We start from the raw sequence: 20,188 nt of genomic DNA, 5'->3' as shown, positions 1-20,188 counted from the left end.
ATTTATCAGTTGACGCTTGTGGGAAAATGGTTCACTTTGAGTGTCTGGACGTCTAAACGTATAGATGTTTACAGGTTAACAGATAACCGATGTGGGCGGAGGTAGCAGGATGAGTTTCTTTCATGCCAATCAGCGCGAGGCGCTCAATCAGAGCCTGGCAGAGCTAAACGGGCGAATTAATGTCTCTTTTGAGTTTTTCCCGCCGCGCACCAGTGAAATGGAAGAAACGCTGTGGAACTCCATCCATCGTCTGAGCAGCCTGAAGCCCAGTTTTGTCTCTGTAACCTACGGGGCGAACTCGGGTGAGCGTGACCGCACACACAGCATCATTAAAGGCATTAAGGAACGTACGGGGCTCGAAGCTGCGCCGCATCTGACCTGTATTGACGCTACCCGGGATGAGCTGCAAGCCATTGCACAGGATTACTGGAATAACGGTATTCGCCATATCGTGGCGCTGCGTGGCGATCTGCCACCCAATAGCGGTAAGCCGGAAATGTACGGCAGCGATCTCGTTTCGCTGCTTAAAGAGGTCGGTGACTTCGATATCTCCGTCGCGGCCTATCCGGAAGTCCACCCCGAAGCAAAAAGTGCCCAGGCTGACCTGATTAACCTGAAACGTAAAATTGATGCTGGCGCTAACCGTGCCATTACCCAGTTCTTCTTTGATGTTGAAAGCTATCTGCGTTTTCGTGATCGCTGCGTTTCCACCGGCATTGATGTTGAGATCGTGCCGGGCATTTTGCCGGTATCGAATTTCAAACAGCTGCAGCGTTTTGCCGCCCTGACCAATGTACGCGTTCCGGGCTGGATGAATGCCATGTTTGCAGGGCTGGATGAGGATCCTGAAACGCGCAAAATGGTGGGGGCGAACATCGCCATGGACATGGTGAAAATCCTGTCGCGTGAGGGCGTAAAGGATTTCCATTTCTATACTCTGAACCGGGCAGAAATGAGCTATGCCATTTGTCATACCTTAGGTGTGCGTCCGGGAATTGCCGCCTGAAGATGGCCATAAAAAAACCGACGTGTCCGCGTCGGTTCTGAATGTCTCATCCATTGCATATACAGGGCTGACAGCAGCCTGATGTGCCACGCATTAAAAATGTGTCCAGCCTTCATGGGTCAAGGGTTGAGCCGGTTTCACTCGCGAGGGGTTTTTGAGCGTCGGTACGCTATCCACCTGCTGTGTCGTGTTATTAAAGCGAAAGACTGAGACCGCCTGCAGCAGCTGTCGTGCCTGTTCCCGGAGGCTGTTCGCGGCCGAGGCGGATTCTTCCACTAATGCGGCGTTTTGCTGTGTGGCGCTGTCCATCTCGGTTACCGCGATGCCCACCTGTTCTACGCCTCTGGCCTGCTCGGCGCTGGCTGAGGTAATTTCCTCAACGGTATCACTCAGGTGACCCACAGCCGTGACGATGCTCTGCATCGTCGCGGTGGCATGTGCAACCAGTTCGTCACCTTGCCCCACGCTGCGGGCGTTGGCGTCAATTAACTGGCGAATTTCACCTGCGGCCGTGCTGCTACGTTGCGCCAGGGTTCTGACCTCGCTGGCAACCACCGCAAAACCTTTACCGTGTTCGCCCGCGCGCGCGGCTTCTACTGCTGCGTTCAGCGCGAGAATATTGGTCTGGAAGGCAATACTGTCAATGACGGCGGTGATGTCGGCGATTTTCCCTGAGCTGTCTTTAATGGTGCGCATCGTGCTGGTAATCGCTGCCGTGGCATCATTGCCTTCGTTGGCGACATTACGCACATTGACCGCAAGCTGACTGGCCTGCTGCGCATTGCTGGCGTTATTTTTCACCGTCATGCCAAGCTGCGTCATGGTGGCTGCCGTCTGCTCCAGCGCGCTGGCCTGCTCTTCGGTTCTCTGTGACAGGTCGGCATTTCCCTGCGCTATCTGACTACTGGCAGAGGCGACGCTTTCCGCATTGGATCTCACCAGGCTGACCGTTTGAACCAGTGCCTCCTGCATCTCCCGGATTGCCACCAGCAGTTTGCCGGTTTCATCGGTGTGAGTGACCTGCACAGGCTCGCTGAGGTCACCTTTTGCCACGCGCTGTGCGGCAATCAGGGCCTGATTAAGGGGCCGGGTGATGCTGCGCGTAATAAGCCAGGCAGACAATCCCGCCAGAAATAGCGCAACGGCACCGGCGCCCGCCAGTAAACGCAACGCATTGGTTCGATCGCTATGGGAAGTTTGCTCTGCAACCTGCATCCGCGCTTCCTGGTGATCTTTTAATGCCTGAAGGGAGGCTATATAGCCCGTTTGAATGTTGTCTCCCGAGGCCTGTAACAGCTGGTCGGCCTCCTCTTTTTTACCTTGCTGAGCAAGTGCAACGACCTTATCCATTAGCGGCAGAAAAAGCGCCGCGTGAGACTGGATGTTGGAAAAAAGTTGTCTGCCAGTGACGGAGGCAACCTCTTTATCCAGCACCTGCATCAGGCTGTCGGCCTGGCTTCTGACCTGCTGATAGCTGTTAAGCGCTTTTTCTGTTTTTGCCGGATCCGGCTGGAGTACGGCAATGCGCGCCAGACGACTCATATCTTGCGCATAAAATGACAGCATGGCCGATTCGGATGCCTTGGCGTAAAGGCCCCCGGCGATCTCACTGTTAGCGTCGGCCAGAGAACGTGTTTTGGTAATACCGATCAGGACCATGAAAATGACAAGCATGCCCATGAAGCCAAAAGCCGCCACGAGCCGTATTCCTATTCTGATGTTATTCATACTGTTACCCTGATGTTAATGATAAGCACGAAGGCCTCACTGCCTTCTGTCAGTGTGGTTTGTGAATCAGTGTGTGGCTTTTTATCGAACAATCCGGGTGTTTTTTGACCCGTATAAAGAGTAACGACCACAAAGGCATAAGGTTTATAGGCTAACTGTAATCAAACTGTAATAATTTCTAAGGTAATGCACTTGACCAGATGAAATGGTCTCAAGGACGCTGTAGGTGAAGGGGTAAAACATTAGATAAAACAGCAGGCAATCATCAGAGGGTGCGTATTTGAGACGGGCAAACTCACCCGAGCGAGGGTGGGTTAAGGACGGCCGCACAGGCTGAGCGGACCGTCCTGACGAGAATGGACTTAACCCGTGTTACGCATGCCAGCAGCGACACCGGCAATCGTCACCATCAGCGCCTGTTCGACGCGCGCATCCGGTTCGTCACCGCGAGCTTCTTGAGCACGTGAACGGTGAAGCAGTTCAGCCTGCAGTACGTTCAGGGGATCGGTATACACGTTGCGCAGGGCAATGGATTCGGCAATCCACGGCTGATCCGCCATCAGGTGTGAATCGTTGGCGATGGTCAGCACGGCTTTGATATCGGCATCCAGCTGGTCACGCAGCTGTTGACCTAATGGCCACAAGGATTTATCCACTAGCCGTTGGTCGTAATATTCCGCCAGCCACAGGTCTGCTTTAGAGAACACCATCTCCAGCATACCGAGGCGGGTTGAGAAAAACGGCCAGTCGCGACACATCGCTTCGAGCTGATCCTGATGGCCTGCCAGCATCGCCTGCTGCAGCGCCGCACCTGCACCCAGCCATGCCGGGAGCATCAGACGGTTTTGGGTCCAGGCGAAGATCCAGGGAATGGCGCGCAGGGATTCCACACCGCCGGTAGGACGGCGTTTGGCCGGGCGTGAACCCAGTGGCAGCTTGCCCAGTTCCTGCTCTGGGGTGGCTGAACGGAAGTAGGGCACAAAGTCGGCGTTTTCGCGCACGTAGCCCCGGTACATGGCACAGGAATCCGCAGAAAGCTGATTCATAATACTGCGCCATTCCGGTCTAGGTTCCGGCGGTGGCATCAGGTTAGCTTCCAGTATCGCACCGGTATAGAGCGACAGGCTGGCGATAGTCACTTCCGGTAAACCGTATTTAAAGCGGATCATTTCGCCCTGCTCGGTAACGCGCAGGCCGCCCTTCAGGCTGCCTGGCGGCTGAGACAGCAGCGCAGCATGTGCCGGCGCGCCGCCGCGACCGATAGTACCGCCACGTCCGTGGAACAAGGTCAGTGACACTCCGGCTTTTTCGCAGGTTTTAATCAGCGCATCCTGCGCCTGATACTGCGCCCAACTGGCCGCCATGACGCCGGCATCTTTCGCCGAGTCGGAATAGCCAATCATGACCATCTGTTTGCCCTGAATAAAGCCGCGATACCAGTCAATGTTGAGCAACTTGCTCATCACATCGTTGGCATTGTTGAGGTCATCAAGCGTTTCAAACAGCGGTGCAACCGGCATCGCAAAAGGTATACCGGCTTCTTTCAGTAACAGGTGGACGGCCAGCACATCCGACGGCGTTTTTGCCATCGAAATCACATAGGCGGCGATAGAGCCCTGAGGCGCTTCCGCTACCACTTTGCAGGTTTCCAGCACTTCGCGGGTTTCATCGCTCGGTTCCCAGCTGCGCGGCAGTAAAGGGCGCTTAGAGTTCAGCTCGCGGATGAGGAACGCTTGCTTGTCGGCTTCTGACCAGCTCTCATAATCGCCCAGCCCAAGGTAGCGGGTAATCTCTGCAATGGCTTCGGTGTGACGGGTGCTTTCCTGACGAACATCAATGCGGACCAGCGGCACGCCGAAGCATTTGACGCGGCGCAGCGTATCCAGCAGTTGGCCGTTGGCAATGATGCTCATGCCACACTGCTGCAGGGATTGATAGATCGCATACAGCGGGTCCCAAAGCTGAGCGTTAGAGACCAGTAGGTCAGCCGGACGTGGTAAACGTTCGCCTTTGAGGCGACGTTCCAGATAAGCCTGCGTGCTCATTAGCTGGCTGCGCAGACGCTTCAAAATCACGCGATAAGGTTCGAGCGCTTCAGGATCGCCACTGAGATCGGCCACTTCCTGGCTGCATTCAGACATCGACAGTTCTGAAATCAGTACGCCAATGTCACGCAGGAACAGGTCGGTGGCTTTCCAGCGGCTGAGCTGCATGACGTGGCGGGTGATGGAGGCCGTGACATTGGGGTTGCCGTCACGGTCACCGCCCATCCAGGAGGTAAACTGCACCGGAACGAAATCGACCGGCAGCTTAATGCCAAACGTCTCTTCTACCTGTTCATTCAGCTCACGCAGAAACGCAGGTACGCCTTCCCACAGGCTGTTTTCAACGACGGCAAAGCCCCATTTGGCTTCATCCACGGGCGTAGGACGGTATTTACGGATCTCATCCGTATGCCAGGCCTGAGCGACCAGTTGGCGCAGGCGGCGCATAATCTGGTTACGCTCGTAGTCAGAAATATCGCTGTGATCGAGCTGTTCAAGACAGCTGTTAACTTCGCCCAGTTTATGAATCAGCGTACGACGCGTAATTTCTGTGGGATGGGCGGTCAACACCAGTTCCAGCGAAAGGGATTCAATCGCCGCGTGAATAGCACTTTCACTAAGATTGTTTTGTTTGAGCGTTTCGAAGGTCTTTTTTAACAACTCGGGATGATTCGCGCCATCGCCGCTGCGGGAAATGGTTTGATACTGCTCAGCCACGTTAGTGAGGTTCAGGAACTGACTGAAAGCACGTGCGACGGGCAACAACTCGTCATTTGACAGGTTCTGCAGCGTATTCAGCAACGCCTTACGATGCGTGTCATTGCCAGCACGGGATGATTTAGACAGCTTACGGATGGTTTCCACCTGGTCCAGGATGTTCTCTCCCAGCGCATCCTTAATCGTATCCCCGAGCAGTTTGCCGAGCATACTGACATTACTTCGCATTGCGGAATATTGTTCGTTCATGTGACCCTGACACCCTTATCGTCTTGATAAACCTCTATACCCGGTCTTTTCAGGCAGCACAAAAGCCAGCAACGTTGTCCTCTCGGTACTGCCCGAGGTTCTTCAGTTGCTGCCTGTCGCAAGCTGAATAAAGTGGGATGATTGCCCCGTAGGTATAACATCGTCTTTTATCTAGCCACGTAATCATCCGTTCGTCAATTGACTTAAAGTGAAGGAAACATGCAGCTAACTGCTGGAAATTCATGGAATTTGATAGGGGAGAAGCGGGATAAGTTATTCTTATTATCAAATCCCGCAGAATGGCGGGGCATTTTGCTGTTAATTCAGTGAAATGCCCCGATTAATGATAATTAGTGACAGAAATGCTGCACAACCTGGCTTATCAGCGCACGGGTAGGCTTAATAAATGCGGTATCGATAAACTCGTCTGGCTGGTGCGCCTGATTGATCGATCCTGGGCCCAGTACCAGGGTTGGGCAGAGTTGCTGAATAAAAGGCGCTTCAGTGCAGTAATTCACCACTTCCGTCTGAATCCCCAGCAGCGTTTCTACCACTTTAACCAGTTCATGATCAGCGGGGCACTCGTAGCCGGGAATCGGTGGATGCAGTTCTTCAATGGTGATCCGTCCCGGCCAGCGTTCGCTTACCGGTGCCAGTGCTTCATTTAGCAGCCCGTCGAGATCGCTCAGCGTAAGGCCCGGCAGGGGCCGGATATCCATATGCAATTCGCAGCAGGCACAGATACGGTTTGCCGCATCGCCGCCGTGAATATGACCAAAGTTCATGGTCGGATAGGGGATGGCAAAGCCATCGTGGTGGTAGCGTGATTTGAGTGTGTTACGCAACTGCATGAGTTCGGTAATCGACTCATGCATTAGCTCAATGGCATTGACGCCGCGTCCGGGATCGCTGGAGTGGCCCGATTGTCCCTGAATACGAATCGCATTAGATATATGGCCTTTGTGCGCCCGCACCGGCTTTAGCGAGGTCGGTTCGCCAATAATGGCGCAGTCGGGGCGAAGCTGGGTGGACTCTGCAAAATATTTCGCCCCTGCCATCGTGGTTTCTTCATCGGCGGTCGCCAAAATGTACAGCGGCTTACTCAGGGTTGTCACATCCACATCACGTAGCGTGTCCAAAATAAACGCAAAGAAGCCTTTCATATCGGCGGTGCCCAGACCGTACAGCTTATTGTCATGTTCGGTCAGGGTAAAGGGATCGCGAGTCCAGCGACCATCATCGAACGGAACGGTATCGGTATGCCCGGCAAGCAGCAGGCCGCCCGCGCCGTTCCCGGTGCGCGCCAGCATATTAAATTTATGACGTGTTCCGGGTACGGGCTGTACTTCCACAGCAAAACCCAGGTCGCGGAACCAGCCAGCCAGTAAATTGATTAAAGTTTCATTGCTCTGATCGAGTGCGGCATCGGTTGCGCTGATTGACGGCGTAGCGATCAACTGGCGGTATAGTTCGATAAAAGGCGGTAATTTTGTCTTCACTGTTGACGGTCCTTGAGTTAGGATGTATCAATATTCATGCATTAATAGTGAATAAAAATACATTAACGTCGTGTGCATGTGAACCTTAAATCGCTGCAAACGACATCGTGGGCAACGGGGCAAGGCCGCGACCCGGAACGTGTGACTGTAATAAAGGTATACAGCCTGATGTTGAATACGCTGATCGTTGGTGCCAGTGGTTACGCTGGCGTAGAGCTTGCCACCTTCCTTAATCGCCATCCACATATCAACATAACCGCTTTGGCGGTATCTGCGCAAAGTCCCGATGCGGGCAAGCGTCTGTCCGATCTTCATCCACAGCTGAAAGGCGTGGTGGATTTGCCGCTGCAGCCGTTGAGTGATGCCGCCGAATGGGCAGACAAAGTGGATGTGGTGTTTCTGGCGACCGCCCACGAAGTCAGCCATGACCTGGCCCCTGAATTTCTTAAAGCCGGTTGTGTGGTGTTCGATCTGTCAGGCGCGTTTCGCGTCAACGATGGCGATTTTTACACCCAGTTTTATGGCTTTACGCATCAGCACGGTGACTGGCTGGATAAAGCCGTTTACGGTCTTGCTGAGTTCCAGCAGGAAAAAATTAAAGAAGCACAGCTGGTGGCCGTACCGGGCTGCTATCCCACTGCCTCCCAGCTGGCGTTGAAGCCCGTGTTAGATGCGGGTTTGCTGAATGACGCGCAGTGGCCGGTAATTAACGCCACCAGCGGCGTGAGTGGGGCGGGGCGCAAAGCGAATGTCGGCACCAGCTTCTGCGAAGTCAGCCTGCAACCTTACGGTATCTTTAATCATCGTCATCATCCTGAGATTGTGGCGCACCTGGGAACGCCGGTGATTTTCACCCCGCACCTGGGCAGTTTTCCGCGTGGGATTCTGGCGACCGTTACCTGCCGCCTGAAGGCTGGCGTAAGCCGTGATGATGTTGCTGAAGCTTTTCATAACGCCTACCACGATAAGCCGCTGGTACGCGTGTACGAACAGGGCGTGCCGGCTCTGAAAGCGGTTGTCGGGCTACCCTACTGCGATATCGGGTTCGCCGTTCAGGGCGAACACCTGATTGTGGTGGCTGCAGAAGATAACCTGCTCAAAGGCGCGGCCTCCCAGGCGGTGCAGTGCCTTAATATTCGTTTCGGTTTCCCTGAAACGCAGTCACTGATTTAACGGACGAGTAAACCATGACCAATCCATTGATTATCAAGCTGGGCGGTGTGCTGTTAGACAGCGAAGAAGCGCTGGCCCGTTTATTTGACGCGCTGCTGGCCTATCGCTCCGCGCATCAGCGCCCGTTGATCGTCGTTCACGGCGGCGGCTGTCTGGTCGATGAACTGATGAAAAAACTGGCGCTGCCGGTGCAGAAAAAGAACGGCTTACGCGTTACGCCTGCCGACCAGATCGACATCATTACCGGCGCACTGGCGGGTACCGCGAACAAAACCCTGCTGGCCTGGGCGAAAAAATATGGCATTCACGCGGTAGGCCTTTGCCTGGGCGATGCAGGCCTGGTTAATGTCACGCAGCTGGATGAAGCACTCGGTCATGTGGGCCACGCCACGCCGGGTAATCCCGCGTTGGTCAATACATTGCTTGCGGCGGGTTATATGCCTGTTGTCAGCTCAATTGGCATTACCGATGACGGCCAGTTAATGAACGTCAATGCGGATCAGGCCGCCACGGCGCTGGCATCAACGCTGGGTGCTGATTTAGTCTTGTTATCGGATGTCAGTGGCATTCTCGATGGCAAAGGCCAGCGCATTGCAGAGATGACGGCTGACAAAGCTGAACAGTTGATTGCGCAGGGCATCATCACCGATGGCATGATTGTTAAAGTGAACGCAGCGCTGGATGCTGCGCGCACGCTGGGCCGCCCGGTTGATATCGCCAGCTGGCGTCATGCCGAGCAACTGCCCGACCTTTTTAACGGTGTGTCCATTGGCACCCGGATTCTCGCTTAACGACTCAGATTCAAGGATTACGAAATGCAAACGCAAAACATCAAAAAAATCGTTCTGGCTTACTCTGGTGGTCTGGATACTTCCGCCATTATTCCCTGGCTGAAAGAAAACTATGGCGGCTGTGAAGTGGTCGCGTTTGTGGCTGATATCGGCCAGGAACGTAGCGATCTGGAAGGCGTTGAGAAGAAAGCGCTGCAGTCGGGTGCATCAGAATGCCACGTGGTTGATCTGCGTGAAGAGTTTATCAGCGACTACGTTTATCCGGTGCTGCAGACCGGTGCGCTGTATGAAGGAACTTACCTACTGGGCACCTCCATGGCGCGTCCTATCATCGCTAAAGCGCAGGTTGAGCTGGCGCTGAAAGTCGGTGCTGATGCCCTGTGCCACGGTGCGACCGGTAAAGGGAATGACCAGGTACGTTTTGAAACCACCTATACCGCGCTGGCACCCCAGCTGAAAGTGGTTGCGCCATGGCGCGAATGGAACCTGCGTTCACGTGAAGCGCTGCTGGATTATCTGAAAGAGCGCAATATCCCGACCACCGCTTCGCTGGAAAAAATCTACAGCCGTGATGAAAACGCCTGGCATATTTCTACCGAAGGCGGCGTGCTGGAAAGCCCGTCTAATGCGCCGAATAAAGATTGCTGGGTCTGGACCGTTGATCCGCTGGAAGCCCCGGATCAGCCTGAAGACGTGACGGTAACCGTTGAAAAAGGGCGCGTTGTCGCGGTGAACGGCGAGAAACTGAGCCCGTTCCAGTGTCTGGAAAAGTTGAACGTGCTGGGTGCTAAACACGGCGTAGGTCGTATCGATATCGTTGAAAACCGTCTGGTGGGCATTAAATCACGCGGCTGTTACGAAACTCCCGGCGGCACCATCATGGTTAACGCACTGCGTGCGGTTGAGCAACTGGTTCTGGATCGCGACAGCTTCAAATGGCGTGAGCAGCTGGGCCATGAAATGTCCTATGTGGTTTACGATGGTCGCTGGTTTGCACCGCTGCGTAAGTCTATCCAGGCGGCGGCAGAGTCGCTGGCAGAAGAAGTCAACGGTGAAGTGGTCCTGCAACTCTACAAAGGCCAGGCCACGGCGACGCAGAAGCGTTCAGCCAACAGCCTGTATTCCGAAGAGTTTGCAACCTTCGGCGAAGACGAAGTTTACGATCATCGTCATGCCGGCGGCTTTATCCGTCTGTTCTCACTCTCTTCACGTATTCGTGCATTGAACGAGCAGAAGAAGTAATCGCAGGCGAGGATCGCCTCGCCTCTCAGTATGACCTCAGGGGCGGCTTTCAGGCCGCCCCTGGTTTAACGACTTGAAGGAGATTCACATGGCACTTTGGGGTGGACGCTTTACCCAGGCAGCAGATCAACGTTTCAAACAGTTCAACGACTCGCTGCGTTTTGATTACCGCCTGGCTGAGCAGGACATCATTGGCTCAGTGGCCTGGTCCAAAGCGCTGGTGACGGTAAATGTTCTGACCGGTGATGAGCAGCAGCAGCTGGAAGCCGCATTGAATGCATTGCTGGAAGAGGTTCGTGCCAATCCTGAGCAAATTCTGCAAAGTGATGCCGAAGATATTCACAGCTGGGTTGAAGGCCAGTTGATCGAGAAAGTCGGCGCGCTGGGCAAAAAACTGCACACCGGCCGTAGCCGTAATGACCAGGTAGCCACCGACCTGAAGCTGTGGTGTAAGGAGCAGGTCGCCGCACTGCTGGGGGCCACACGTGAGCTGCAGCAGGCGCTGGTCGCCACCGCCGAAGTGAACCAGGACGCGGTGATGCCGGGCTATACGCATTTGCAGCGGGCGCAGCCGGTGACCTTTGCGCATTGGTGCCTCGCCTATGTTGAAATGCTGGCGCGCGATGAAAGCCGTTTGCAGGATACGTTGAAGCGTCTTGATGTTAGCCCACTGGGTTGTGGCGCGCTGGCAGGAACGGCGTATGACATCGATCGTGAGCAGCTGGCTGGCTGGTTAGGTTTTGCTTCTGCCACACGTAACAGCCTGGACACCGTGTCCGATCGTGACCATGTTCTGGAACTGCTCTCGGATGCGTCAATCGGTATGGTACATCTGTCGCGCTTTGCTGAAGACATGATTTTCTTCAACACAGGCGAAGCCGGCTTTATCGAACTCTCAGATAAAGTCACCTCGGGTTCATCCCTGATGCCACAGAAGAAAAACCCGGATGCGCTGGAGCTGATTCGCGGCAAGTGTGGCCGTGTACAGGGCGCGTTAACCGGAATGATGATGACGCTGAAAGGTCTGCCGCTCGCCTACAACAAAGACATGCAGGAAGACAAAGAAGGGCTGTTCGACGCGCTGGATACCTGGCTGGACTGCCTGCATATGTCGGTCCTTGTCCTGGATGGCCTGCAGGTGAAACGTCCTCGCTGCCAGGAAGCGGCAGAGCAGGGATACGCTAACTCAACCGAGCTGGCTGACTACCTCGTTGCCAAAGGCGTGCCGTTCCGTGAGGCGCACCACATTGTCGGTGAAACGGTCGTTGAAGCAATAAAACAGGGCGTGGCGCTGGAAGCACTGACGCTGGCGCAGTTAAAGCAGTTCAGTAGCGTGATAGAGGACGATGTCTATCCTGTTCTGGCCCTAAAATCCTGTCTGGATAAGCGTAATGCGCAGGGTGGGGTTTCGCCCGGTCAGGTTGCCCGTGCTATCGCGGATGCCAAAACACGCTTAGCGTAAACGGCAGGCAAAAAAAAAGCGGGCATCAGATGCCCGCCAACCTCTAGCTTCAGAAACTACTTTTATTTTAGGCACATCATCAGAGCCGCGGCGCTCCCGGCCGATGCTCAGATTCGTAGCGTGTACCCTCTACGCGTTTTAGGGAATCCTGACAGCGCTTCTCGTCTTTTTTTTGGCGAAGGGCTCACGACTGTTGAAAACAGGGAGAACACCGTTTTCAACGTTCAGAAAACATTTCCCTGGGTGGCAATGAATCTGAATTGATGTAGGCATTATTCCCATACGCTCTTGATAGGGCCAATCGTTGGTTGCTATTCTATCTATCGCCACGAGCTATCGTGGAATGGAGGGTAATAATGAATATCCGTGATCTTGAATATCTGGTTTCGCTTGCTGAACATCGTCATTTCCGACGTGCAGCGGATGCCTGCCATGTCAGTCAGCCCACGTTGAGCGGACAGATCCGTAAATTAGAAGACGAATTAGGTGTCATGCTGCTGGAGCGTACCAGCCGCAAAGTGCTGTTTACTCAGGCCGGCCTGTTGCTGGTCGACCAGGCGCGTACCGTTCTGCGTGAAGTCAAAGTGCTGAAAGAGATGGCCAGTCAGCAAGGCGAAGCGATGTCAGGGCCACTGCATATTGGGCTTATCCCCACGACCGGCCCTTATTTGCTGCCGCAGATCATTCCAATGCTGCATCAGACCTTTCCAAAGCTGGAAATGTATCTGCATGAAGCGCAGACGCAGCAACTGCTGGCGCAGCTCGACAGCGGCAAACTGGACTGTGCGATTCTGGCGTTGGTGAAAGAAAGCGAAGCCTTTATCGAGGTCCCGCTGTTTGATGAGCCGATGAAGCTGGCCGTCTATGAAGATCACCCATGGCGCGATCGTGACCGCGTGCCGATGTCCGATCTGGCGGGCGAGAAGCTGCTAATGCTGGAAGACGGTCATTGCCTGCGCGATCAGGCGATGGGCTTTTGCTTTGAAGCAGGTGCAGACGAAGATACGCATTTCCGCGCGACCAGCCTGGAAACCTTGCGCAATATGGTTGCGGCGGGAAGCGGGATCACGTTACTGCCTGCACTGGCCGTACCGGATCAGCGTATTCGTGACGGCGTTTGTTATCTCCCGTGCTACAAACCGGTCCCCCAACGCACTATCGCACTGGTATACCGTCCCGGTTCACCCCTGCGCAGTCGTTATGAACAACTGGCAGAGGCAATCCGAACGCACATGCAAGGCTATTTCGATACGACGTTAAAACAGGCGGTTTAAGCCGTTTAACGCCGCAACACGATAGGCTTCGGCCATGGTGGGATAGTTAAAGGTGGTATTCACAAAGTACTCAATTGTGTTGCCACCATTTTTTTGCTCCATAATCGCCTGACCGATATGGATGATCTCCGCCGCGCGCTCGCCAAAACAATGAATGCCTAAAATTTCTTTGGTTTCGCGATGGAACAGGATCTTCAGGCTACCCACATTCATTCCAACGATTTGCGCACGCGCCAGATGTTTGAACTGAGCACGACCCACTTCGTATGGCACTTTCATTGCCGTCAGCTGCTGCTCGGTTTTCCCCACAGAACTGATTTCCGGAATGGTATAGATCCCGGTTGGGATGTCTTCTATCAGATGCGCTGAGGCTTCACCTTTCATAATGGCCTGCGCGGCAATACGGCCCTGATCGTAAGCAGCGGATGCCAGACTTGGATAACCAATCACGTCGCCCACCGCATAAATGTGCGGCTGAGCTGTCTGATACATGCTGTTCACTTTCAGCAGGCCACGTCCGTCTGCTTCCAGACCGACATTTTCCAGCGACAGCGAATCAGTGTTACCGGTACGACCATTCGCATACAGCAGGCAATCCGCTTTTACTTTCTTGCCGGATTTAAGGTGCATGATCACGCCGTCATCTACGCCTTCAATTTTCTCGAACTCTTCATTGTGACGAATCACCACGCCGCTGTTCCAGAAGTGATAGGACAGCGAGTCGGACATCTCCTGGTCAAGAAATGCCAGCAGCCGGTCACGGGTGTTAATCAAATCAACTTTGACGTTAAGTCCACGGAAAATAGAAGCATATTCACAGCCAATGACACCGGCGCCGTAAATGATTACGTGGCCAGGTTCATGGTGCAGGTTGAGAATAGAATCGGAGTCGTAAATGCGTGGATGGGTAAAGTCGACATCGTGGGGATGATAAGGGCGTGAACCGCAGGCGATGATAAACTTCTCGGCGGTCAGTTTTTCGCGCGTACCGTCATGATGTTCTACCTCGACCGTGTTGGCATCAACAAAATGGGCATCGCCCTGAAAGAGTTCGCAGCGGTTACGCTCGTAAAAACCCTGACGCATCGCCGTTTGCTGGTTGATCACGCTTTCCGTGTGATTAAGGATATCGGCAAAGGATGAACGAAGCAGTCGGGTGTGGTCGCTGTAAAGGGGATTTTGATTGAATTCGATGATGCGGCTAACAGCGTGACGGAGGGCTTTTGAAGGGATGGTTCCCCAGTGAGTACAGCCGCCGCCGATGTTGTGATAGCGTTCGATAACCGCGATGCGTGCGCCTTGCTTGACCAGTCCCATCGCCGCACCTTCGCCGCCGGGTCCTGAACCAATCACTATAACATCGTAATCGTAAGACTTTTGCATACCGATACGTCCTATTATTTATACATTTTTACAACGAGATTCTAACATCTCACCGCGCACTTCTGAATTCTAACAGCGATTTTCATCACGTTTTGCCTTTCAGTGGTGTTTAACAAGCCGTCACAAAGTTTGCCCGGCTGTACGCTGAATATTTTGTTATAGTGCTGTTTCAGAACCTCACAAGGCAGAGAGAATGGGTGTCAGAGCGCAACAAAAAGAACGTACACGGCGTACACTCATCGAAGCTGCATTCAGTCAGCTCAGCGCCGAGCGCAGTTTTGCCAGCCTGAGCCTGCGTGAAGTTGCCAGGGAAGCCGGCATTGCGCCCACGTCTTTTTATCGGCATTTCAAAGATGTTGATGAGTTAGGTCTGACGATGGTTGACGAAAGTGGACTGATGTTGCGCCAGCTGATGCGCCAGGCACGCCAGCGTATCGCAAAAGGTGGCAGCATTATTAAAACCTCTATCGCCACATTCATGGAGTTCATCGAGAATAACCCCAATGCGTTTCGCTTGTTATTGCGCGAACGTTCAGGGACTTCTGCGGCCTTTCGCGCTGCTGTTGCACGTGAAATTCAACATTTTATTGCTGAACTGGCTGACTATCTTGAGGTCGAAAATCGCATGCCGCGCAGCTTCACCGAAGCGCAGGCTGAAGCTATGGTGACGATTGTTTTTAGCGCGGGTGCTGAAGCGCTGGACATTGATATCGAGCAGCGACGTAAGCTGGAAGATCGTCTGGTATTACAGTTACGCATGATCGCCAAAGGCGCTTATTACTGGTATCGCCGGGAACAAGAACGCCTGGCGGTAACCCTGGATAAACCTGAAGAGATATGAATAAGGACCCTGCCATGACCCACCCAAGCTCCCGTGATAAAGGCACGATGTTGCTGGCTTTTATTACCGGCCTTGCTATGAACGGCTCGTTCTCCGTGCTGTTTAGTGCTTTTGTTCCTTTTTCTATTTTTCCACTGATTGCGTTGGGACTGTCGGCCTGGTGCCTGCATCAGCGTTATCTGAACAAAAACATGCCGGATGGCGTTCCCGGCCTTGCTGCCGCCTTTTTCCTGCTGGGCATTTTGGTTTACAGCGCGCTGGTCAGGGCAGAGTACCCGGATATTGGCTCTAATTTCATCCCGACCATTTTGATGGTTGGGCTGGTGTTCTGGATTGCCCTGCGTTACAAGCGCAACCGCAATCGGTAATTAAAAACGGGAACCTTCAGGTTCCCGTTTTTTTACGCTTTACGCGTCAGCAGCACGCCGCATTCCATATGGTGGGTGTACGGGAACTGGTCAAACAGCGCCAGCCGCGTGACGTCGTGCGTTTGCGCCAGTATCCGCAGATTGTCGCACAGGGTTTGCGGATTGCAGGAAATATAGAGAATGGCAGGATAAGCCTGCACCATCTTAACGGTTTCCTCATCCAGCCCGCTGCGCGGCGGATCGACAAAGATCGTCTCGCAGTCATAACTCTTCAGATCGATCCCTTCCAGCCGGTTAAAGCTGCGCACGCCATTCATCGCCTGCGTAAACTCTTCGGCCGCCATGCGAATAATCTGCACGTTATCAACCTGGTTGGCGGCAATATTGTACTGCGCTGACGCTACGGAAGGTTTGGCGATTTCTGTTGCCAGTACCCGGCGGAAATTTCGGGCCAGCGCCAGCGAGAAGTTGCCATTACCACAGTAGAGCTCCAGCAGATCGCCGCGAGAACCCGTGGTGACGTCCAGTGCCCATTCCAGCATTTGAATGTTCATGGCGGCGTTAGGCTGCGTAAAGCTGTTTTCTACCTGACGGTAAATCATCTCTTTACCGGCCACCGGCAAACGCTCATCGACATAATCTCGATCGAGGCAGATTTTGGTCTTGGTCGCGCGGCCAATCAGCTGGACATCAATACCTTCGGCCCGCAATTGATCGCGTAACGTGCTGGCGGCCTGCTGCCATTCCTCATCCAGTTTGCGATGGTAGAGCAGCGAAATCACGATCTGATGACTCATCGTGGACAGGTAGTCGATCTGAAACAGCTTGTGGCGCAGCAGACGATTGTCCCGAATGGCCGCCATCATTTTTGGCATGACCTGATTGATTAACTCACTGGCCGCAGGAAACTGATCGACGCGTATGCGCTGTTTCGTCTCCTGATCGAAGATAATATGGTAGAGGTCATCACCCTCGTGCCAGATGCGGAATTCTGCTCGCATGCGGTAGTGACTGACGGGTGAACGAAACACCTCCACGGCGGGCGCAGCGAATGGCGTCATCATCGTTTCTAACCGACTGACTTTTTCCGCCAGCTGCGCGTCATACTGTTCAACAGGGAGATGTTCGGGTGTCATGTTTAATCCTGGTTAAGAGCTTACTTGCCGGGCGATTGTAGGCATTCACCTGCCGATGTCCAGTCTTGTACGCAGGCGCAGAAAGACGACGTGCGGAAGTCTGGACTTGCTCATGCGCTCTTCGTAGACTGCTGGCACCGGCCTCAGCCTTGAGTTAATAGGGAATCCAGTGTGAATCTGGAGCTGACGCGCAGCGGTAAGGAATGTCAGGGTGATTGCAATTGCAGACACTGTCCTGCGGGATGGGAAGTCATCACCTGCTATGATTCCCAGCCCGAAGACCTGCCGGTGTGACGTCGCCACTCTTACAGTCATCGCGTGCTATCGATTGTATGCCTGCGGCATCCTTTTTCTTTTGGATGCGATAAAAAATGAGTAAAACAAAAGCCTCGCTGTTTGCCTTCAGCGCAACGGCGATTTCCCTCTGGGCGCAAAATGGCTTTGCGCAGGGTAATGATGATACGCAAATCGTGACCGCCAATCGTTTTCAACAGCCAGTGTCGTCGGTGCTGGCCCCGACGACCGTGGTTACGCGTGAAGAGATTGATCGCTGGCAGTCCAAAAGCCTCATTGATGTCATGCGGCGTTTGCCGGGGGTGGATATTGCTCAAAACGGTGGACTGGGGCAGTTAAGCTCCATGTTTATTCGTGGAACCAATTCCAGCCATGTTCTTGTACTGATCGACGGTATTCGTCTTAACCAGGCTGGGATTTCGGGTTCTTCCGATCTCAGCCAGATCCCGCTGTCGCTGGTGCAACGAATCGAATACATCCGGGGTGCACGTTCGGCGGTTTATGGTTCAGATGCTATCGGCGGCGTCGTGAATATTATTACGGGCCGCGATAAGCCCGGCACCACGCTGACCGCAGGTGTGGGTTCTAACGGCTATCAGGCATACGATGGGTCCACCCAGCAGCGGCTGGGTGAGGCGACCACAGCCACTCTGGCGGGGAATTATACCTATACCAAAGGGTATGATGTGGTGGCTAACCTGCCTGATGCCTTTAGCGCGGCCCAGCCCGACCGTGATGGTTTTATGAGTAAAACCCTCTTTGGCACGGTGGAGCACCAATTTAACGATCAATTTAGTGGTTTTGTCCGTGGCTATGGTTTTGACAACCGCACTGCCTACGATGGACAGCAGGTATCTTTCGATCCCAATGCGTTTGTTGATACTCGCCAACTCTACAGTCAAAGCTGGGATAGCGGCTTGCGCTTCAATCAGGGCATCTATTCAACGCAGTTGGTGGCCAGTTACAGCCATACCAAAGACATTAACTACAGCCCTCAACTGGGGCGATATGACAGTACCGCGACCTTTGATGACATTGAGCAGTATAACGTGCAATGGGGCAACACATTGCAAGCAGAGCACGGCACCTTCAGCGGCGGCGTCGACTGGCAAAAAGAAGCGACTCAGCCTGGGACAAACTTCCTGAGTGAGGGCTACGAACAGCGCAACACCGGCCTTTACGCGACGACCCAACAAAAATTTGGCGATGTGACGTTGGAAGGCGCACTTCGTGGGGATGACAATAGCCAGTTTGGCTGGCATACCACATGGCAGACAGCCGCAGCCTGGGAATTTGTAGAAGGTTATCGTGTCTTTGCCAACTATGGCACGGCATTTAACGCCCCTAATTTTGGACAGCTATACAGTGGCTTTGGCGGTAACCCGGATCTCAACCCAGAGAAAAGCAAACAATGGGAAGGGGGTTTTGAAGGCCTGACAGGCCCGGTTAACTGGCGAGTGTCGGGATACCGCAATGATATTGATGATTTGATCTCCTATACCAATAATCGCTATTACAATGTCAACCAGGCCCGGATAAAAGGCGTTGAAACAACGGCATCTTTTGATACTGGCGTGCTCTCTCATTCATTATCTTTTGACTATCTTGATGCTCGCGATGCGACGACAAATCAATGGCTGGCTCGTCGGGCAAAAGAACAGTTTAAATATCAGCTGGATTTAACGCTGTATGATTTCGACTGGTCAGTGAGTTATCAGTATCTTGGCCAGCGTTACGACACCAATTTCAACACGCTTGAAACGGTAAAGCTGGGCGGTGTCAGCCTGTGGGATCTCGCCGTATCGTATCCGGTCACATCACGTCTGACCGTTCGTGGTAGAATCGCCAACCTGTTCGATAAAGATTACGAGACAGCGTATGGCTATCAGACTCCAGGAAGAGAGTATTACCTCAGCGGAAGCTACAGCTTCTGACCTGCGCCCGACTGTGCTGGTGTTTGACTCCGGCGTAGGCGGGCTTTCAGTCTATGATGAGGTTCGGCAACTTCTGCCGGACCTGCACTATCTTTATGCGTTCGACAACGCGGGCTTTCCCTACGGAGAGAAAACCGAGACCTTTATTGTCGAGCGTGTGGTCGCGATTGTTGATGCCATTACCCGCCGTCATCCCATTTCCCTGGTCATCATCGCCTGCAATACAGCCAGCACCGTGACACTGCCCGCATTACGTGAGCGATTTGCCTTTCCTGTCGTCGGCGTAGTGCCTGCGATTAAACCTGCTGCGCGTCTAACGCGTAATGGTGTGGTGGGGCTGCTTGCAACGCGCGCGACGGTTCGTCGCTCGTATACGCATGAGCTGGTGTCGCAGTTTGCCAAAACCTGCAAGATTGAAATGTTGGGTTCAGCCGAACTGGTTGAGCTGGCTGAGGCCAAACTGCATGGCGAAGAGGTGGCGATAGATGAAATCAGGCGCATTGTGCAACCCTGGTTACGTATGGCAGAGCCGCCGGACACAGTGGTGTTAGGCTGTACGCACTTTCCTTTGCTGCGCGATGAGCTGCAGCAGATCCTGCCGGAAGGGACGCGTTTAATTGATTCTGGGGCAGCTATAGCCAGACGAACGGCCTGGCTACTGGAAAATGAAGCCCCTGAAGTCCGATCGTCACTGCAAAACGTGGCGTTTTGTACCGAGCTGGATGGCGAAGCGGTGCAATTGTCACCGGTTTTGCAGCGTTATGGCTTCCCATTGCTTGAAAAACTGGCGCTTTAGAAGGTTTTCGTTGAAAAAAACAGCACTCGGAAAATTTATTGAAATTAGCCCTTGTCAGCCGGAAAGAACTCCCTATAATGCGCCTCCACTGACACGGCACAACGGAATACGAAGCGCCGGGTTAAGTAAGGTTCAGAACGATTCGAACCGGTCAGTTAAGCAAAAATAAGTGCTTGACTGATAAAGCGGAAAGCGTAATATATGCAGCCCGCGCCACAGAGAAGTGTGGCACTGCTCTTTAACAATTTAT

Annotated in this window: 15 protein-coding genes and 1 riboswitch; of the genes, 10 read left to right on the top strand and 5 right to left on the bottom strand. The window is 53.6% G+C overall.

Features of this window, described 5'->3' with window-relative positions:
* Window positions 1-109 precede the first annotated feature (109 nt).
* Entirely contained in the window at window positions 110-1,006 is an 897-nt protein-coding gene (gene metF / locus EL29_RS17500; RefSeq protein ID WP_019105409.1) for a methylenetetrahydrofolate reductase, read from the top strand.
* 93 nt (window positions 1,007-1,099) lie between these two features.
* Here the strand turns inward: metF and EL29_RS17495 are convergent, their stop codons facing one another.
* The 3 genes from EL29_RS17495 to argE form a co-directional block, all read right to left on the bottom strand.
* Entirely contained in the window at window positions 1,100-2,734 is a 1,635-nt protein-coding gene (locus EL29_RS17495; protein ID WP_019105410.1) for a methyl-accepting chemotaxis protein, read from the bottom strand.
* A gap of 362 nt (window positions 2,735-3,096) precedes the next feature.
* Entirely contained in the window at window positions 3,097-5,745 is a 2,649-nt protein-coding gene (ppc, locus tag EL29_RS17490) for a phosphoenolpyruvate carboxylase (protein ID WP_028715913.1), read from the bottom strand.
* A 350-nt stretch (window positions 5,746-6,095) separates the two neighbouring features.
* Window positions 6,096-7,244, bottom strand: a complete 1,149-nt coding sequence (gene argE, locus EL29_RS17485) for an acetylornithine deacetylase (RefSeq protein ID WP_013027681.1) — start codon at window positions 7,242-7,244, stop codon at window positions 6,096-6,098.
* 168 nt (window positions 7,245-7,412) lie between these two features.
* Here argE and argC point away from each other — a divergent pair, with 168 nt between their 5' ends.
* The 5 genes from argC to oxyR all read left to right on the top strand — a co-directional run bounded on the left by argC (window position 7,413) and on the right by oxyR (window position 13,186).
* Complete coding sequence (gene argC, locus EL29_RS17480; RefSeq protein WP_014594874.1) at window positions 7,413-8,417, top strand: N-acetyl-gamma-glutamyl-phosphate reductase; 1,005 nt, start codon at window positions 7,413-7,415, stop codon at window positions 8,415-8,417.
* A gap of 14 nt (window positions 8,418-8,431) precedes the next feature.
* Window positions 8,432-9,208 carry an acetylglutamate kinase gene (gene argB, locus EL29_RS17475; RefSeq protein WP_013027679.1) on the top strand — a complete coding sequence of 259 codons (777 nt, stop codon included), beginning with the start codon at window positions 8,432-8,434 and terminating at the stop codon, window positions 9,206-9,208.
* Window positions 9,209-9,232: 24 nt separating this feature from the next.
* On the top strand, window positions 9,233-10,450 hold the full coding sequence (locus EL29_RS17470) for an argininosuccinate synthase (protein WP_013027678.1): 1,218 nt from the start codon (window positions 9,233-9,235) through the stop codon (window positions 10,448-10,450).
* An 88-nt stretch (window positions 10,451-10,538) separates the two neighbouring features.
* The gene (gene argH / locus EL29_RS17465) at window positions 10,539-11,912 is read left to right on the top strand and encodes an argininosuccinate lyase (protein ID WP_014594873.1); all 1,374 of its coding nucleotides are present in this window, start codon (window positions 10,539-10,541) and stop codon (window positions 11,910-11,912) included.
* 356 nt (window positions 11,913-12,268) lie between these two features.
* Complete coding sequence (gene oxyR, locus EL29_RS17460; RefSeq protein ID WP_015699323.1) at window positions 12,269-13,186, top strand: DNA-binding transcriptional regulator OxyR; 918 nt, start codon at window positions 12,269-12,271, stop codon at window positions 13,184-13,186.
* Here oxyR and sthA read toward each other — a convergent pair.
* Window positions 13,169-14,569 (bottom strand): Si-specific NAD(P)(+) transhydrogenase, encoded by a 1,401-nt coding sequence (gene sthA / locus EL29_RS17455; RefSeq protein WP_013027675.1) that lies wholly within the window; start codon window positions 14,567-14,569, stop codon window positions 13,169-13,171. The two genes, oxyR and sthA, sit on opposite strands and share 18 nt — an antisense overlap.
* Before the next feature lie 193 nt (window positions 14,570-14,762).
* Between sthA and fabR the strand changes: the two genes are divergently transcribed.
* Window positions 14,763-15,410 (top strand): HTH-type transcriptional repressor FabR, encoded by a 648-nt coding sequence (fabR, locus tag EL29_RS17450; RefSeq protein WP_013027674.1) that lies wholly within the window; start codon window positions 14,763-14,765, stop codon window positions 15,408-15,410.
* Between the two features lie 14 nt (window positions 15,411-15,424).
* On the top strand, window positions 15,425-15,778 hold the full coding sequence (locus EL29_RS17445; RefSeq protein ID WP_014604773.1) for a YijD family membrane protein: 354 nt from the start codon (window positions 15,425-15,427) through the stop codon (window positions 15,776-15,778).
* A 32-nt stretch (window positions 15,779-15,810) separates the two neighbouring features.
* Here EL29_RS17445 and trmA read toward each other — a convergent pair whose 3' ends face one another.
* Entirely contained in the window at window positions 15,811-16,914 is a 1,104-nt protein-coding gene (gene trmA / locus EL29_RS17440; RefSeq protein ID WP_013027672.1) for a tRNA (uridine(54)-C5)-methyltransferase TrmA, read from the bottom strand.
* Window positions 16,915-17,035: 121 nt separating this feature from the next.
* Window positions 17,036-17,218: riboswitch (cobalamin riboswitch) on the top strand.
* Window positions 17,219-17,285: 67 nt separating this feature from the next.
* Between trmA and btuB the strand changes: the two genes are divergently transcribed.
* Complete coding sequence (btuB, locus tag EL29_RS17435) at window positions 17,286-19,142, top strand: TonB-dependent vitamin B12 receptor BtuB (protein WP_028715912.1); 1,857 nt, start codon at window positions 17,286-17,288, stop codon at window positions 19,140-19,142.
* A complete protein-coding gene (gene murI, locus EL29_RS17430; protein WP_028715911.1) occupies window positions 19,087-19,938 on the top strand; it encodes a glutamate racemase in 852 nt (283 codons plus the stop codon). The genes btuB and murI overlap by 56 nt, the downstream gene beginning before the upstream one ends.
* Window positions 19,939-20,188: the final 250 nt, after the last annotated feature.

This window comes from Pantoea ananatis LMG 2665 (assembly GCF_000710035.2).
In the GTDB taxonomy this organism is placed as follows: domain Bacteria; phylum Pseudomonadota; class Gammaproteobacteria; order Enterobacterales; family Enterobacteriaceae; genus Pantoea; species Pantoea ananatis.
Note: the sequence above shows the minus strand (reverse complement) of the source record. Positions and strands in the feature narration are given on the sequence as shown.